At 52.2% G+C, this 15915-nt stretch carries 15 protein-coding genes and 1 pseudogene; 10 read left to right on the top strand and 6 right to left on the bottom strand.

The features are described from left to right. Nucleotides 1–17 precede the first annotated feature (17 nt). Nucleotides 18–1427 carry an MmgE/PrpD family protein gene (locus WCT94_RS05000; protein WP_336868482.1) on the bottom strand — a complete coding sequence of 470 codons (1410 nt, stop codon included), beginning with the start codon at nt 1425–1427 and terminating at the stop codon, nt 18–20. A gap of 150 nt (nt 1428–1577) precedes the next feature. Between WCT94_RS05000 and WCT94_RS04995 the strand changes: the two genes are divergently transcribed. From WCT94_RS04995 to WCT94_RS04975, 5 genes are all read left to right on the top strand, one after another. After that, on the top strand, nt 1578–2255 hold the full coding sequence (locus WCT94_RS04995; RefSeq protein WP_268579649.1) for an amino acid ABC transporter permease: 678 nt from the start codon (nt 1578–1580) through the stop codon (nt 2253–2255). A gap of 8 nt (nt 2256–2263) precedes the next feature. After that, the gene (locus WCT94_RS04990) at nt 2264–2929 is read left to right on the top strand and encodes an amino acid ABC transporter permease (RefSeq protein ID WP_336868294.1); all 666 of its coding nucleotides are present in this window, start codon (nt 2264–2266) and stop codon (nt 2927–2929) included. A gap of 35 nt (nt 2930–2964) precedes the next feature. Next, nucleotides 2965–3801 (top strand): amino acid ABC transporter ATP-binding protein, encoded by an 837-nt coding sequence (locus WCT94_RS04985; RefSeq protein WP_442955474.1) that lies wholly within the window; start codon nt 2965–2967, stop codon nt 3799–3801. A 22-nt stretch (nt 3802–3823) separates the two neighbouring features. Further along, nucleotides 3824–4741: an aminotransferase class IV gene (locus WCT94_RS04980; protein ID WP_336868291.1), complete on the top strand. Its 918-nt coding sequence runs from the start codon at nt 3824–3826 to the stop codon at nt 4739–4741. Between the two features lie 103 nt (nt 4742–4844). Next, nucleotides 4845–6899 carry a hypothetical protein gene (locus tag WCT94_RS04975; protein WP_336868289.1) on the top strand — a complete coding sequence of 685 codons (2055 nt, stop codon included), beginning with the start codon at nt 4845–4847 and terminating at the stop codon, nt 6897–6899. 317 nt (nt 6900–7216) lie between these two features. Here the strand turns inward: WCT94_RS04975 and WCT94_RS04970 are convergent, their stop codons facing one another. Then, nucleotides 7217–7702 carry a GNAT family N-acetyltransferase gene (locus tag WCT94_RS04970; RefSeq protein ID WP_336868288.1) on the bottom strand — a complete coding sequence of 162 codons (486 nt, stop codon included), beginning with the start codon at nt 7700–7702 and terminating at the stop codon, nt 7217–7219. Nucleotides 7703–8008: 306 nt separating this feature from the next. Here WCT94_RS04970 and WCT94_RS04965 point away from each other — a divergent pair, with 306 nt between their 5' ends. After that, nucleotides 8009–8167, top strand: coding sequence for a hypothetical protein (locus WCT94_RS04965; RefSeq protein ID WP_164671843.1), 159 nt, complete (start codon nt 8009–8011; stop codon nt 8165–8167). Nucleotides 8168–8242: 75 nt separating this feature from the next. On the opposite strand, the pseudogene WCT94_RS04960 reads toward WCT94_RS04965, so the two are convergent. Further along, nucleotides 8243–8353 (bottom strand): annotated as a pseudogene (locus WCT94_RS04960) (helix-turn-helix domain-containing protein); the annotation flags it as partial. Here WCT94_RS04960 and WCT94_RS04955 point away from each other — a divergent pair. After that, nucleotides 8318–8545, top strand: a complete 228-nt coding sequence (locus WCT94_RS04955; RefSeq protein WP_336868287.1) for an SMP-30/gluconolactonase/LRE family protein — start codon at nt 8318–8320, stop codon at nt 8543–8545. The pseudogene WCT94_RS04960 and the gene WCT94_RS04955 sit on opposite strands and share 36 nt — an antisense overlap. A 186-nt stretch (nt 8546–8731) precedes the next feature. Here the strand turns inward: WCT94_RS04955 and WCT94_RS04950 are convergent, their stop codons facing one another. Further along, entirely contained in the window at nt 8732–10120 is a 1389-nt protein-coding gene (locus WCT94_RS04950; protein WP_336868285.1) for a sensor histidine kinase, read from the bottom strand. Then, the gene (locus WCT94_RS04945) at nt 10120–10797 is read right to left on the bottom strand and encodes a response regulator transcription factor (RefSeq protein WP_336868284.1); all 678 of its coding nucleotides are present in this window, start codon (nt 10795–10797) and stop codon (nt 10120–10122) included. Before WCT94_RS04945 ends, WCT94_RS04950 begins: the two co-directional genes overlap by 1 nt. Before the next feature lie 203 nt (nt 10798–11000). Here WCT94_RS04945 and WCT94_RS04940 point away from each other — a divergent pair, with 203 nt between their 5' ends. Next, nucleotides 11001–11837, top strand: a complete 837-nt coding sequence (locus WCT94_RS04940) for a MipA/OmpV family protein (RefSeq protein WP_336868283.1) — start codon at nt 11001–11003, stop codon at nt 11835–11837. Nucleotides 11838–12255: 418 nt separating this feature from the next. On the opposite strand, the gene WCT94_RS04935 is transcribed toward WCT94_RS04940, so the two are convergent. Further along, on the bottom strand, nt 12256–13170 hold the full coding sequence (locus WCT94_RS04935; protein WP_336868282.1) for a LysR family transcriptional regulator: 915 nt from the start codon (nt 13168–13170) through the stop codon (nt 12256–12258). A 246-nt stretch (nt 13171–13416) separates the two neighbouring features. On the opposite strand from WCT94_RS04935, the gene WCT94_RS04930 reads away from it, so the two are divergent. After that, nucleotides 13417–14283 (top strand): arylamine N-acetyltransferase family protein, encoded by an 867-nt coding sequence (locus tag WCT94_RS04930; protein ID WP_336868281.1) that lies wholly within the window; start codon nt 13417–13419, stop codon nt 14281–14283. A gap of 109 nt (nt 14284–14392) precedes the next feature. Continuing rightward, nucleotides 14393–15769 (top strand): alkyl/aryl-sulfatase, encoded by a 1377-nt coding sequence (locus WCT94_RS04925; RefSeq protein ID WP_336868279.1) that lies wholly within the window; start codon nt 14393–14395, stop codon nt 15767–15769. Nucleotides 15770–15915: the final 146 nt, after the last annotated feature.

The raw sequence follows: 15915 nt of genomic DNA, 5'->3' as shown, positions 1-15915 counted from the left end.
GACAGTCCTGAACGGATTCAGGACATCTGCATTAGCGGGGTCAGCAGCGCGGCGACATCCTGACATTGTTCCAGTTCGGATAACGCCGCCGTTGCCTCCGCAACCGTTGCTGGGGCAAGTCGGGACGAGAGATTCTCCGCAAATTTCGCCATGATGCGGCTTTCCACCAGCGGGTGTTCGGCGCACCCCAGCGGAAACGCAATGCGCTCACCGCTCACCACCGTTCCCCGCGTGACAACATCAACCTGCAACACCGGCCGACGCGCCTGCGCCATCAACTGGTCGAGTTCGGGAGACACCTCAACGTGAACCTTATCGGCCAACGCCAGAAGTTCTGGGCTGGTTAAGGTGTCGTCCGCACTCCAGCGATGGCGCGGAATGCGATAGGCCAGACACGTCAGCGCAAACGGCAGGCTGAACTGCGCATCTGTCGCATTCTGCGGCCGTGCATCCATAAAATCAGAGGCCAGCCTCTGGCTTCCTTTGACCCAAATCTGCTCAATAGCCTGCGGCGACAGCGCCAACTCATGCTGTACGCGCTCGAAAGATTCCAGTGCGGTATGTATCCAGCGACAGGCCGGATAGGCCTTGAAACTGGCGTGCTGGATCGCCCACTCCTCTCCCAGGCCAGCAATCAATGCCGCTTCATCAAAGCGGTCAGATCCCATCATGCGCCAGAATCCCTGCTCGCCGGACAGCACATCTCTTGGCCCGATAATCCCACCGCGATGCAGCTCTACCCCACGGACGCCGGCTTCCGCTGCGGGCGCGTTGTAATCCTTGAAAGAGACCAGCGGCCGCTGCTGCCAGTTGTATTTGTGCAAACTGGGCAACGGCGTCAGCGACGCCGCCAGACCGATAGCGTTTTCTAACCCTGTGGCGTCACACCCTGTGAGCAATCCGTAAGCCACCGCCGCCCCGATCGATTCATGCTGGCACACGCCATAGACCTGCTGAAAACGCGCCGGGCTCGGTTGCTGAGACTGAATGATCCGGCCATTGATTTCATACGCGGCGGCCAGCGCGCAGATCAGCGTTTTGCCGTCGATCGGACGCGTACCGACTGCCGCCAATGCGGCGGCAACCAGCGAAGCGCCGGGGTGCCCCATACCGCGACCAGCAACTTCATAGCCATCATCGTAATCCAGCGCATTGATCGCCGCCGCATTCAAAAACGCCGCGCCGATAGCCGCCAGCGGCGCGCCTCCGTCCAATACCGGGCTGTTGCCTGCCGCATAGTGCAGGCGAGCAACGCGGGCGCAGTCTTGCACCACCTGGCTACCTGCACCGGCAATGCCGCAGCCCAGACTGTCGATAAAATGCAGCGCGATTTTTCTTCTTAACGCAGCGGGAATGTCCTGAATCGTCAATCGGTGGGCAAAGGTCGCGAGGCGCAACGTCGGAGGGAGTTCAGTAGCGTGAAACATCGGCATACCGCCATTCTTTTATAAATAAAAGGAATATTAGCACCACGTTTTATTATTTATTTATCATTTTTTCGACCTGCTAAGATGCATCGGTTCTAACAAAATAAGAAATGCATTTCCTAATTACGTTGTTTCCAGGGGCGCTATTTTATGTCTTATCAGTGGGATTTTTCCGCCATCTGGCCTTACCACCAGTTGCTGTTGGAGGGGCTATGGGGAACGATAAAGATCGGTGCCACCAGCATCCTGATCGGGATGCTGGCTGGCATGGTGCTTGCCGCCATGAAAATGTCGCCCCGGCGGCTCTTGCGCCTGCCCGCCGCGATGCTGATTGGCTTTTATCGTAATACGCCCGCACTGGTGCACTTCTTCTGGATTTACTACGCCCTGCCCGTCATTACGCCGTTAACGTTTTCGCCTTTCACCGCCGCCGTGATCGCGTTGTCCGCACAGTCCGGTGCCTTTTATGCCGAAGTTTACCGTGGTGCGATTTCCTCGATTCACGCGGGGCAATGGGAAGGGGCCAAAGCATTGGGTATGCCGAAATCGACCGCGCTACGGCGGGTTATTCTGCCGCAGGCGTTACGCCGGATGATCCCGCCCTTTATTGAGCGCTCGTTTGAACTCATCAAATCGACATCGCTGGCGTCCTCTCTGGCCTACAGCGAGCTGCTTTATCAGGCGATGCAGATCAACAGCCAAACCTACCGGCCGCTGGAAGTCTACAGTCTGGTGGCGGTGATGTATTTCACTCTGCTGCTGCTGATTAGCCTGTTCAGTCAACATATTGAGAAACGGCTGTCGCTGGCAGACCGTCGGCTCGCGTAAGGAACATCATGCACTATCAATGGGATTTCTCGCTGATCTGGGACAACCTTCCCGTGCTGCTGAAAGGCCTCGGCGTCACACTCGAACTCTGGCTGCTGGCCGGTGTGTTGGGAACCGTGCTAGGGCTGGTTTTCGGTCTTTTTCGCGTATTTGGCAAACGCTGGCTGTCGCTGCCCGCCAGAGTCTTTGTCGAAATCTTCCGTAATACGCCCGTCCTGATCCAACTGATCTGGTTTTATTACGCTTTCCCGGTTCTGGTCGGCATACAGTTCAGCACCTTTGCCGCCGCAGCGCTGGCTCTGACGCTGTATAGCGCGGCGTACTGTACGGAAATTTTCCGCGCGGGGCTGCAATCTATCGACCACGGGCAGTGGGAAGGCGCAAAAGCGCTGGGCATGCGGCAGGCGGTGATCCTGCGGCGCGTGGTTCTGCCACAGGTGTTACGCAACATGCTGCCCGCGCTCACCAATCGGATGATCGAACTGGCCAAGGTGACCTCGCTGGCTTCCATACTGGCCGTCAACGAACTGATGTATCAGGGGCGGCTGCTGAGCAGCACCTATTATCGTCCGCTGGAAATCCTGACGGTGGTCGCGCTGCTCTATTTCATCTTGATCTGGCCGGGGAGTTACCTTGCCGCACGACTTGAACGTCGTTTCCGTTCAACCCCCTAGTCTGACAGCGCCACAGGATTGCTATGAGTGAAACTATGACTTTAAATGAAAATCGTACTTTAAATGAAAATAGTACGTTGAGTGGAAATGAAGCGCTGAATGACGATATCGTCCTGCGCATTCGCGGGCTTCAGAAACGCTTTGGTGCCGTTGAGGTCTTAAAGGGGATCGATCTGGATGTACGCCGTGGCGAAAAAATTGCCATCATCGGCGGCAGCGGCTCGGGAAAAAGCACCCTGCTGCGCTGCCTGAATTTTATGGAGATCCCCAGCGCCGGCACCATCGAACTCGATGGCGTGGTACTGGGAAAAACCAATGCGCAAGGCCAGCGTGATTATCCCGAAAAGCAACTGTGCGCCGTGCGGGAACGCGTGGGCATGGTGTTTCAGCAATTCAACCTGTTTCCCCATCTGACCGTGCTGGAAAACGTGCGTGAAGCACTGGTGTCGGTGAAGAAAATGTCGCGACATGACGCGGATATCATCGCCAAAGCGCAGTTGGAAAAGGTCGGGCTGAGCAACAAGCAAGACGCGCGCCCCGGCAGCCTATCCGGCGGTCAGCAGCAGCGCGTCGCGATTGCCCGCGCGCTGGCGATGTCACCAGAGATCATGCTGTTCGATGAACCGACATCGTCACTGGATCCAGAACTGGTGGGAGAAGTGCTGCACACCATCCACGCGCTTGCAGAGGAAGGCCGTACCCTGCTGTTAGTCACCCATGAACTGGGATTCGCCTATCACTTCGCCGACCGCGTTATCTTTATCGAAAATGGCGTGATCCACGAAATGGGCAGCGCCGAGCAAGTGCTCAAAAATCCGCAGCAACCCCGTACCCAAGCCTTTCTCGCCCGCTTTGCCGAGCGAGCGTTTTAACTTATTATTCAGGAACAGCACGATGCAACCCACCTTATCCAGCCAAAGCAGTCAGGCCTATTTGCAAGATCCGCGTAACAACGACGTACAGGTATATGTGAATGGGGAATTTGTTCATCGCGACAACGCGGTGGTGTCGATCTTTGATTCCGGCTACGTGTGCGGCGACGGCGTATGGGAAGGCTTGCGTCTGGTTAACGGTCGCCTGATTGCGCTGGACGCCCATCTCAATCGCCTGTTTGACGGCGCTGCCGCGATCCAACTGGATATCGGCCATAGCCGGGAAGAACTGACTGATATTCTCCATAAAACACTCGCCATCAACGGCATGACCGATGGCGCGCATATTCGCCTGATGATTACCCGAGGGAAAAAGCATACGCCAAATCAGGATCCCCGCTTTATTATCGGCGGCGCCACCATCGTGTGCGTAGCGGAGTATAAAGTCGTCGATACGGCGGCGAAAAAGCGCGGGCTGACGCTGTTTACCTCCACCTATCGCACCAGTACGCCAGACGTCTTCGATCTGCGGCTGAATTCGCACAGTCGGCTTAATCTCATCCAGGCGCTGCTACAGGCGTTGCAGGCCGGTGCCGATGAGGCGCTGATGCTGGATCCGCATGGTTTTGTCGCCAGCTGTAACTCCACCAACTTTTTTATCGTCCGCCGCGGTGAACTGTGGACGTCGTCGGGCCGCTACTGCTTCAACGGCATTACCCGCCAGACCATTATCAACCTTGCAGAAGCCAATGGGCTGAAGGTCAAGGCGCAGGATTTTACGCTGGCAGAAGCCCTTACCGCTGATGAAGCCTTTGTCACCGGCACGCTGGCGGGCATCACCCCGGTAAAAGCGCTGGACGGTCGCCCGTTTAACCTCGAACACCGCCCGGTAACCGACCAGCTCAGCCGCTGGTATGAGGCGTATCTGCACGCGCAGTGATTGAGGCGCCATGTTCAACAACGAATTGATTCAACGAAATATTAACCGTCAGAAACATTTCATGTAACCTAAGCGCCACTTTTTCAAAAGAGCAGGTCAGGGAATGAAAGCCGTAAAGTTACTGTTTGGCATCCTATTACTGAATATGGTCATAGGGGTCAGCACGGCTATCGCCGCCCCAGATGACACCACACACCCTTTTTACGTGGGTAAAACGCTGGCACATCCGATCATTTCGGGCGCACGCGACAGCAGCGCCCTTCTGGTTTTCATTCAGGAAAATCAGGTAGTCAAAGGCTATTATTGCTTCTGTAGCGAAGAAGATAACAGTGCAGATCACCTTCCTCACCTGCTCGGTACCTTCCCCGATTCCACCATTGAATCCGTGTTTTATGCCGACGTGGACCAGGCGGGTCAAATCACGCTGGTGTTGAGTAAAAGCCATGGCAAGTTCGCCCTGCGCGGTTGGCGTTACATTGAAGACGGCAGCTATATTCCGGTGCTGAGTTTACAGCCGGTTCTGGACAAGCTGGTTCACGAGAATAAGGATCTCAATGCAACGTCGATAAAACGCGCCCTCGCCAAGCTTCCATCTTATGACTACAGCGCGCAGTACCCTAAGTTCGATAATCACGATTTCGATAACATCGACTTTACTCAGGGCAACGTTGTCGGCTGGTATCTTGACGATGGCACGCCTTCTCATGCTGCGAAACAGCCAGCAGACAACGTCTACGCCTATAAAAAAACCTTCGCGGAAAAAGACGGTTTATTTCTTACCGTAACCTTCCGTCGCGTGGAAGACAGCGCAACGCCCGGATTTCGCGCGACAGCCATCAGTTGGCAAGCTGACCCGGCTAAATTCAGCGGCAGCGAGAATGGGCCTTATGTCTATTACTCGCCGCAATATGGCTTAGTAAAAGGTTTTTTCCTACATGGCGTTCCTGACGGAAAATGGACCACCGTCGGCGAGAACTTCACCAGTTCAGGTAGCTATATAGCGGGACAACAGCAAGGCCAGTGGACCATCAGCGATGGGCAAGAAACGGCAACGGGATTGATGAAAAACGATGAACGTGAAGGCCGCTGGGAGATCGCCGACGGCATGGATGGCAATACACCAGAGCTAAGTGGCTTCGATACTTACCTCAATGGCCAGCGTCATGGCCCCAGCGAGCGCCGTCTGGCGGGCGTGCTGCGCTCGAAGGGCGATTATGTTGATGACCAGCCTGAAGGCATGTGGATCACCGAAAACGGCGAAGGCCCGTTTGTGAAAGGCGTGGCTAACGGTATGTGGAAACTCAAGACGGCTGACGGCGAGATCCAGCAGGTCGAACTGATCGCTGGCGTAAAGCAGGGAGAACTGCGCTGGAGTGATAAGCAAGGTCGTCTGACACAACTCATTCATTATAAAGATAATCTTCCTCACGGTGTGTACCAGAAGTTCAACGCTGCCGGAAAAATGGTTTATCAGGCTGACTATGTCATGGGAAAACTGGAAGGCCGTGAAATCGAATATTATGACGATGGCACCACTGTGCGCGCCGATCGCGGCTACCGCAATGGCGAACTCGACGGCCCGAATATCTATAATTTCCCTGACGGAAAACCGAAGTCCATATCAACCCTTGACCGCGGTTATGAAGTCGGACTGATGCAGGAATTCACTGCCACTGGCGTCAAAATTACCGAGCGTAATTACTGCCCTCTGTCGATGAGCGGTCGTGGCTACTGCGGTAAACAGCAAACCTTCAACCCTGACGGCACGCCGCTCACCGAAGCCGATTATCTGTTCAACCGCCAGCAAACCAATAATACCTGGTATGCGAACGGTCAGCGTCAGGATGAAACACGTATCGGCACCGATGACAGCTACACCCAAATCAGCTATTACCCTAACGGCCAGATGCAATGCATTAGTCGCGCGCAGGGTTTCAAGCCGTTGGTGGTCGATGGCAAAGAGTACAAAGATTATCAGGGCGCGCTGCGCCAGGGTGAAAGCGCCTGTTACTACCCCGATGGCAAAGTCAAAAGCAGCGGAGTCTGGAAAGACGGCAGACTGACCACCGGCTGTGAAACCCGTTTCGATGAGAACGGAAAACAAACCGCCCCCGGCCCTAAAGGCTGCGTGATTCCGAAATGGGAGTATGAACAATGAGATCCCACACAGGAAAAACGCTCAGTAATCGATGATTCTGCACGGGTGTGCGGGTGATTCATATCCTTTCGAACGTGGCACCGCATTGAGTGAGGTTATAGGGAGGCAGCTGCTTTCCATGACTCACTCAATACGATAACGATAAGCCCCGACGTTTTCTTGGGGAAATTGAGTCGCCGGGGTTTATAGGCCGCTCAGCGGTATTATTCAGCGACGACTCAGGTTTAAGATCTCGTTGGGGGTTGTTTGCTTTGGGCGAGGAGCGGACCTATCATTATGGTGTGTTTATCAACGGGGAGTAGATTTGCTTGAATACTTCAGTCGGCACCACGGGCAAGTTCATCTATTGTTTGACCAAAAACTCGATGGTAGTTAACGCTTTTGATAACCTGAGCACCGAGAGACTCATAAAACTTCTGTGCCAACGGATCTGCTGCCACCGATAACCAATCAAGTTGAAAGCACCCTCTCTCTTTAGCACGGCTTGCTATAAAACCCATCAGCTTTCTGCCAATTCCGGTCCTTCTGAAAGGCGCAGAAACAAAAAGCTCTTTGATAAACATTTGCCCACTGAGACGTGGTGAGGGGTACATCACTGAAACACATGAAAACGCAGCGATGACGCCATTGCAAACCACTTTGTGAACTTCAGTACTGGAGTTAGCTGCAAAGACCTTATCCTTCAAATAAGCGGACATGTCACTTCTGGACAGGCAAAGTTTTTGATTATAGTAGGTTTCCATTTCGATAAAAATATCAGCCAAATCATCATATTCGTATGGTTTGCAGATGGTGATATCCATGTATGTTCCCTAAGAAAAATGTAATGATTTATCATAGCGTACGACAAATCAAAGTGGTGGAACTATCACCAAAAATCTCTGCGGTGCATCATTAAGTTCGCTGAACTACTACCGTTGATTAATGAAAATTGTATTTAGCAACTTCCGCTGATGGCACAAAGCTGCCCTTTCTCCCATCAGGCAGTTATGGGTGAGGAACGGACCTTACAGTAGTATGTTAGACAACATAGAACATATTTAATCTGAAACCTCAAAATGAGATCACCTCCAGTGAAAATAAACCATTGCCTGACCTGTGGTCAGCCAATGAGCGAAGAACCAGAAACGTTAAATCTTGATTGTGGCGGCGATTGTTTAAGTTGTATGGCCTGGCATGGCGATCCAGACGCAATTGAGGTTGTTGAAAAACTTACTGGCGAGAAAGTTAACGTCCGCAAAAGTTCATATCGTTCCTTAAAGGGTTAAGTGCAACGCTGAGCAAGGGCGAAAATTTGCATCCCCAGTGAGTGAATCTATTAAGTAGAAACACTCAAAGCCAGATTAGAACTTGCTTGGGGTTGTCCCTATCACTGAACGAAATGCAGCAGAAAACGCGGCAGGACAGGAAAAGCCGAGTTGGTAGGCGATCTGTTTAACGGATACACCATTAGATGTTCCTGCATTGATGCACAGGGTTATCTGTGGAACGCCGAATGGGGCGGCAGTCGGGTTGTTCGTTACAGCCCAGAGGGAGAAACGCACGGTATTCTGTCTGCTCCTGCCATACAGACTACCTGCCCGGTGCTCGGTGGTTCGTCACTGAACACGCTTTTTTGCACCAGTGCTCGTGTTGGACTTACTTAGCCAACCACATATGACGGTGCACTGTTCAGTATCCGGTCACCATTTTTTGCCGGATTGCCTGAAAGCCGCTTTGGCTTAATCTCATCCAGGCGTTGCAGGCGGAAGCGGATGAGGCGCTAATGCTGGATCCGCAATGCGCGACTGATTTCTCAAGTAATAAGGAAAAGGACAACATTGTGTTTTCTTTCAGACGGAATTGTGGTGTGGAAAGTCAACCGTTACCATGAGTCCGCCTTCTGCAGACGTACTTAGGTATACGTTGCTGTTGTGTTGCTGCGCAACCGCTTTGACGATTGCCAGTCCCAGCCCGCTCCCACTTTGCGTCTGATTGGGATCGCGAAAAAATCTATCGAACACGCGCTCCCTCAATTCAACGGGAATACCGGGCCCTGCATCTGAGACACGTAACTGCGTGGATTGATCTAATGATCGTACCTCTACCTCAACCCGCCCGCCCTCAGGACTGTACTTCACTGCATTTTCAATGACGTTATCAATCAGCGACATCAGGCGTTCCCTAACACCGGTAACCCAAACTTCATCATGGGAGTAGAATTCAAGTTCAATCCTGCGCCCAGCCGCTAGCGGTGCCAACACGGCCATTCGCTCTTGTATGAGCGTCGTCAGCGGCACAGGCTCCATAACCGTATCAATGCGCGCTTCGCTGTGCATCAGCAGCAGCAGTTGATTGACGAGACGAGCAGCACGGCTATTGCTGCGAATAATCCCCGCAAGCAACGCCTGTTGGTTATCGCTGCTTATATAGGACTGCAAAGCCTCAACATTGATACGCATCGCAGCCAGAGGGGTACGCAGCTCATGAGCAGCATCTGCAATGAAAACCCGTTCCCTTTCAGCACTTTCTCGCACCCTGGCAAGAAATATATTAGTCGCGTCCACCATTTGGCTAAGCTCTCTGTGCTTTGGTACTTCTTTTAAAGGAGAGAGATCTTCTGGAGTGCGTAAGGCAATTTCATTGACCACCTTGTTCCAGGGGCGCATTGCAATGCGGATTGACAGCCACGCGGGAAACAAAAGAAAAGGAATGCAGACCAGCAGCGGCAATATGTAGTATCCACGCGAGTTCAGATATATAAAGAAGTTCCAGCCCCCGGCAGGGGTGACCAGCGTTACCTCCGCGTCGGAGTTCGCGGACTTTAGCGTACGGCTAGTCCAGGTGCGACCATCACGCTGAATGCTCTGAATTTTCCCATATCGGGTGTTTCTCACCCCCGCCGGAGCGCCGTCAGATGAATAAATTATCTCTTTATTCTTCCGAACGATTAGGCTGATTGACAGTGCTGGATCTTCCCCTCCGCCATAACCTTCCTGCAACGCCTTGCTGAACTTTTCCAGCACATCGGTTAGATCCTGCGGGCGATCCCCCAGACGATCAACCAATGTAAGAATGGTTTCGTAAGTCTTGTTGCCCAATAGCATAGCGGGGCTGCGCAAGTTCTCCCATAAAACGTAGGTCAGAAAAAGACACCAAAGCAGCGTAAGCAATAGCATTTGGGCGATAATAATTCTCCGTACGAGCGTTGGGATTCTCAGGTGGCGCCAAAAATTACGCATCAACCTGCCCCCTTCTGAATCGGTACGGTATCAATGACATACCCTACGCCTCTCACCGTTCGCACATAGCCCTCGCCGATTTTGCGACGCAAATTGCCCATGTGCACATCGAGAGGATTGCTCATGTTTTCTTTTGCACCGAATATCTTTTCTTCCAGAAACCGTCGTGTAAGCACGCGGTCAGTGCGCAGCATTAACGTTTCAAGCAGCGCGTATTCACTCGCCGTCAAATCGACATTACGTGTACCCACGGCCACGCGTCGAGTCGGCACATGGAGAGATAATCCTCGAATTTCTATCACCTCATCCTGAAAACCGTAACTGCGCCGCGCAAGTGCCCTCACTCTGGCCAACAACTCGGCGAGAACGAAAGGTTTGACGAGATAGTCGTCTGCACCAGCATCCAGCCCAGCCAGACGATCTTGCAGAGTACCTCGGGCAGTCAGGATGATAACGGGGATTCCCTTGAGCCGCTGACGCAGGCTCGCCATCAGGCTCATACCATCACCGTCGGGCAGGCCGAGGTCGAGCAATACAAGTTCTGGCACGCAGAGATCGAGTTGATGCAGCGCATCCACTTTACGGCGCACCCATATAACATCTAATCCTTGATCTTCAAGGGCAATACGCACGCCATTGCCGAGATCGAGGTCGTCTTCAATTAGGAGAATGTTCACAATAGTTACTTTATCAACAGTGCATGAAGAACGTCTGAAGAAAAAACGGTATCAGGAAATCTATCAGATTTGCAGCCCGGTACTTGCTTCAGTATTTCTTCATTTTTGGCTCATGAGAACTTCAGGGTGAGCATTCAAACTGGGCGTTCTGGTGTTTAAAACCGCTTGTATCGTAATCAGTTGAATCCACAAGGACTTCTTTAATGAGAAACATCGACCTGCATCATAAGTTCCTCCATTCGCTCTCAGGACGTGCCCTGAAAAAACTATTGTCGGGCGCTGTCCTGGCATTACTGGCTACCCCAACGTTGGCAGCAGAACAGAAACAGGGCAACGAGTTGACTCTGGGCGGAGGCGTGGATGTTGCGCCACGTTATTCTGGTTCGGATAAAAGCCGCGTCACAACTGCCCTGGTGATTGATTACTCTATGGTAAATGGTTTCTTCGTCAGCACCACACGTGGTATCGGTTACGGTAACAACATCGGCAAGTTGGATTACAGCGCTGCACTGAGCTATCGCGCAGGCCGTAAGGATCGTGACGTGGACAGCGACTCGATCAGCTACGGTAGCGACCACTTGCGAGGTATGGGTGACGTCAAAGGATCGGCTGTCGGTGTGCTTGGTCTGGGGTATAAGGTGACGGACTGGCTTAATTTACAAGTGCAGGCTGAGGTGCCGGTTTCTCAACGAAGCAATGGTGAAGCCCTGCATGTTGTCATTATCAGCCCGCTCTATACCTCATCGAAAAATTCCGTCACGCTGGCGCTGACCGGCAGTTGGGGGACGAGCGAGTACATGCAGACTTACTACGGGGTAAATGTATCCCAGTCGACCGCATCGGGGTTTGCCCAACATGATGTCGGATCTGGGATTTATGCCTATTCACTGAATGCTGACTGGACGCACAAGTTCAACCAAAACTGGAGCATGATTGCCGCAGCAGGCTTTACGCAGTTGACTGGTGATGCACGCAATAGCCCAATTGTTCAACGAAAAGCATCGCCTACCGGAAGCCTGAAGGTGACATATAGTTTCTGATCGTTGTTAGACGTGTGCTTTCAGGCAGATTGTGGCTATACACCGTCAATCAATACACATTCGAACCGCGCCAGTTCAGATGATGGGGCGGTACTCAGCTCACCCACTCGCCCTGCTTATGCCCTGTTAATCAGAGCATCTGTCTCATCTCAGGGGGCCCATAAAAATAAGGTTTTCTGAATAGATTCATCTGATGACCTGAAGTCAGGCTCTTTGTCGGACGTGTTAGTCTCCCGTCAAACCGCACCATCCGCTTTTGGCAAATCGGATCTTACTCACCGTGATGTTCACAGCGTCTGTTTTTGGCGCGAAGTGGCCAGACCGAGGGGCTGTCAGGTCTGCTTTGAGCGAGGTGCGAACATTAATCACCTATACTTCAACAGTTCGGCCAACTGGTGATATAGGCTATTTTACAGATTTACGGATACGTCTTTTCATCATCTGACGGCACACGGCTTTTCTCCATCAGTACAAAAGCATTATCCGTGCAGAATTCTATGTAAGCTCTAGCAGCCGCCGAAACATGCCTGTGTTTTTTATAAACCAGATGCAATGATGAGAAGGGCAATCGGGTCTGAGGCAATATCTCAATCAATTCTCCACAGTGAATGTATTCAGCAGCAAAAAATGCAGGTAATTCGGTAATGTAGGCGCCTGCCAGCGCTCCCGCACGCAAATGGAGGTAGTCATTTACCGTAAAGGTGGCTGGAACATCATAGGCATGCTCACCGAGCATCCATACCGGACGTGCGCCTATCACCGAACCCCAGGCGGCACAGGCGTAATTCCTGAGGTCTGATGGTTCTTTGGGAAGGTCGCTGTTCAGGAATAGTTTCGGGCTGGCGACCAGAATATGCCTGAAATCCATAAGATGGCGCGCCACAACACCATCATCAGCGATGCTTCCAACCCTTAGCGCGACATCAATGCCTTCAGAGATTAAATCCACCCGGCGCTCCGTCGTATAAACGTTAATGGCGATACCCGGATGCATCTGTTGAAACTGCCTGATGATCTCCCACCATGGTTCGAGTGACTGGGGCATAGTCAGGCGCAATCGACCGGTAATGCGGGTGTCGCCAGTTGTAAGAAACAGCTCTGCATCATTAAGTATATCGATGGCCGAACTGGCCTGGTTCAGCAGTTTTTGTCCCGCCTCTGTGGCACTGCAACCCTTCACTGTTCGTTCGAGCAGAACAACATTCAGCTCGTGCTCAAGTTCCGAAATCCTGCGACTTAGTGTTGGAAGCGGGATGTTATTTTGCCGTGCAGCAGCAGAGAGACTGCCGCAGCGGGCTGCCATAACAAACATCTTTAACGCATTTAAATCCATCTTGGCCTCTCAAATATGAAAACATCACTTTCAATTCAGGATCTACAGAGAACGGAGTTAGGGTATTAGAATATCGCTGTTTCCAATCATTAACTGCCAAGATTGTAGAGGAAACACAGGGTGAGAAGTACTGTCAGAGTATTTCTGACGTGATTAGATCTTCTCAAACTCTAAGCCTGGCCCCTGAAATAAGCTATCAGATATGAAAGGCCATGGTTTTACATCCACCAGGAAAACGACAGTAACATGAATGACATAGCATTAGCCTACCTGAACCGCCTTGGCCTTGATGCGGAACCGCCATCTCTCCAGGCACTCACCCGATTGCATCAGGCTCATGTTGAGCGGATACCATACGAAACTTTCTGGATACACCTCGCACAGGGGTGGGGAATTGACCCCATTGAGAGCTTCAGGAGGGCCGCGACAACCCGGCGAGGCGGTTACTGTTTTCAGCTTAATGGCGGCTTACATACGTTACTTCGCCACCTTGGTTATCGCGTGAGTATCAACCCCGCAAATGTCCACGGTGCAGAAGGCCCTGAACGTATAAAGCTGGAAAATCACGCCGCAATCATCGCCGAGGGGATGCCGTGTGAAAGCAATCCTAATGGCAGATGGTGGGTTGATGTCGGCCTTGGCGATGCACTGCATAAACAGATGCCGCTGATGAACACCACCGTTAATCAGGGTTCGATGCAGTTTGGAATGGAGGCTGTAGGCGAGGATGGCGTTGGCGACTGGCATCTCACGGCCGATCCATCATGCTGGATCGCTGGTGTCAGTATGGCTGAGCAGCCCGCTAACATGAGTGATTTCATCGACCGACATCACTTTAACGTGCACTCGCCAGAGTCGGGATATGCAAAAGTTGTCACTGCACAACTTCGCCGACCTGACGGTAAAACGATACTGCGAGGTTGCGTTCTCACAAAAGCTGACGGCAAAGTCGTGACGACTCACACCTCGGCGTCTCTACCGGAATGGCTGGACGTACTGAGCGCCGAATTCGACCTAACTTTCGACAATGTTCCCGCCGAATCACTTACAAAATTGTGGGCGAAAGTACGACAGATCCATGAAGAATGGCTTCAGTCACGCGATAGCGTGTAAAGCCTCAAGCTATAAATTCACCACTTATCGGATATTTCAGCGTCTCAAGCTGGGATTGCATCTGGCTAAAAGCTGGACGATCTAAACCAGGCAGCGCGGGGAAATTGATATGCAGGTCACGGAGATAAGAATGAGACAGTATGTTAGCGGTACTCTAAAGAAATCAGCGCTGATGATTACAGCGCTGATGGCAATAACGGTGCCAGGCGGCGCATTCGCGCACGAGGAAACGGCTGGTGAAAAAGCGCTGTGGGAACATAACGCTGATTTTCGCAAACAAATTGTGGAGGTAACGCCTGGAGTATACGTAGCCGTCGGCTATTCGGCGGCAAACGTGACGCTGATCCAGGGTAAAACTGGTTCTATCATAGTGGATACGGCGGCCAATCCTGCGGACGCAAAAGACATCGTAGAGGCTTTTGGCAGCCGACTTATCCATCCCGTACGAGCCATTATCTACACACATAATCATCCTGACCATTCCGGCGGAGCGACAGTGTTTGCAGGCAATGACAAGCCAGAAATTATCAGCCATAGTCTACTCGTTACGGCAAAGCCGGATACGGGGCGCGGAAAACGGGAGGGGGGTGACGCTTTTGGCACCGTTCTACCTGACGATCAGTTTATTAATGCCGGTACACAGCTCGAATACGGACGAAAAACGCCACACACACGCGAAGGCTTCCTGTCTCCTACTCAGACCTTTGATGGCGTCAGCAAGAGCCTGACGATAGCCGGGGTGAAAATGGAGCTTATCCATACTCCAGGCGAGTCTGATGAAAACACCGCCGTATGGCTGCCCGAACAGAAAGTCTTGATGACAGGTGATGACTTCCTTAAGACGTTTCCCAATATTGCCCCGCTTCGTGGTCTGCCTACCCGTCCTGTTGAGAAGTGGATCGACAGCCTGAACAAAATGATTGCCTTGAATGCGGATTACGTCATCCCGGGACATATGCAGCCAGTCAACGGTGCAGACGCTGTAAAAGAAGCGCTGATGGCATACCGAGACGGCATAAAAAGCGTATGGGATCAGACAATGGCCGGGATTGCCAAAGGCATGACTCCAGATGAACTGGTTCAGGCAGTAAGACTGCCTGCTGAGCTCGCAAAAAATCCTTACCTGCAGGAGTATTATGGCAGCGTGGCTTTTACCGTTCGTGGTATCTACGCGCAGCAAGCAGGCTGGTTCGACGGCAATGCCACACACATATATCCGCTAACCGAAAAAGACCGTGCGACACGCCTGCTGGCAATGACCGGTGGCAAGATAAAAATGCTGGATAACGCACGCCAATCCCTGCTGTCAGGCGAGTATCAATGGGCGGCTGAACAGACAGACTATGTTCTGGCCGTTGATCCGCACAACGCGGAAGCCCGAAAGCTAAAAGCTGATGCACTTGCTGCGCTGGGCGAATTGCAGAACAATGCGACTGCGCGTAATTACTATCTTACGACGGCGCAGTACCTGAAAAAGAATCCATAAAAAAATCCGGCATGAAGCATATGAACCGGATGCTGACAGGTGCACTCATCCGGTTTTTTTATTGTCTTACATTTTTTTTAATGTCCGCTTCTGGCACAAAGCGGGCAAGGCAGGTTCATCAGTTCCACTCTAAGCAAAAGCGAAAA

The sequence above is a fragment of the Pectobacterium sp. 1950-15 genome (genome assembly GCF_037136835.1).
In the GTDB taxonomy this organism is placed as follows: domain Bacteria; phylum Pseudomonadota; class Gammaproteobacteria; order Enterobacterales; family Enterobacteriaceae; genus Pectobacterium.
This window is presented reverse-complemented; position numbering and strand designations above follow the sequence as displayed.

What these genes read in the sequence shown, in the direction of transcription:
- WCT94_RS04965 (WP_164671843.1), top strand. Translation starts at nt 8,009, where the DNA reads ATGAGCGAAGAACCAGAAACGTTAAATCTTGATTGTGGCGGCGATTGT.
- WCT94_RS04985 (WP_442955474.1), top strand. Translation starts at nt 2,965, where the DNA reads ATGACTTTAAATGAAAATCGTACTTTAAATGAAAATAGTACGTTGAGT.
- WCT94_RS04970 (WP_336868288.1), bottom strand. Translation starts at nt 7,702, where the DNA reads ATGGATATCACCATCTGCAAACCATACGAATATGATGATTTGGCTGAT.
- WCT94_RS04925 (WP_336868279.1), top strand. Translation starts at nt 14,393, where the DNA reads ATGCAGGTCACGGAGATAAGAATGAGACAGTATGTTAGCGGTACTCTA.
- WCT94_RS04950 (WP_336868285.1), bottom strand. Translation starts at nt 10,120, where the DNA reads ATGCGTAATTTTTGGCGCCACCTGAGAATCCCAACGCTCGTACGGAGA.
- WCT94_RS04930 (WP_336868281.1), top strand. Translation starts at nt 13,417, where the DNA reads ATGAATGACATAGCATTAGCCTACCTGAACCGCCTTGGCCTTGATGCG.
- WCT94_RS04990 (WP_336868294.1), top strand. Translation starts at nt 2,264, where the DNA reads ATGCACTATCAATGGGATTTCTCGCTGATCTGGGACAACCTTCCCGTG.
- WCT94_RS04935 (WP_336868282.1), bottom strand. Translation starts at nt 13,170, where the DNA reads ATGGATTTAAATGCGTTAAAGATGTTTGTTATGGCAGCCCGCTGCGGC.
- WCT94_RS04995 (WP_268579649.1), top strand. Translation starts at nt 1,578, where the DNA reads ATGTCTTATCAGTGGGATTTTTCCGCCATCTGGCCTTACCACCAGTTG.
- WCT94_RS04980 (WP_336868291.1), top strand. Translation starts at nt 3,824, where the DNA reads ATGCAACCCACCTTATCCAGCCAAAGCAGTCAGGCCTATTTGCAAGAT.
- WCT94_RS05000 (WP_336868482.1), bottom strand. Translation starts at nt 1,427, where the DNA reads ATGTTTCACGCTACTGAACTCCCTCCGACGTTGCGCCTCGCGACCTTT.
- WCT94_RS04975 (WP_336868289.1), top strand. Translation starts at nt 4,845, where the DNA reads ATGAAAGCCGTAAAGTTACTGTTTGGCATCCTATTACTGAATATGGTC.
- WCT94_RS04940 (WP_336868283.1), top strand. Translation starts at nt 11,001, where the DNA reads ATGAGAAACATCGACCTGCATCATAAGTTCCTCCATTCGCTCTCAGGA.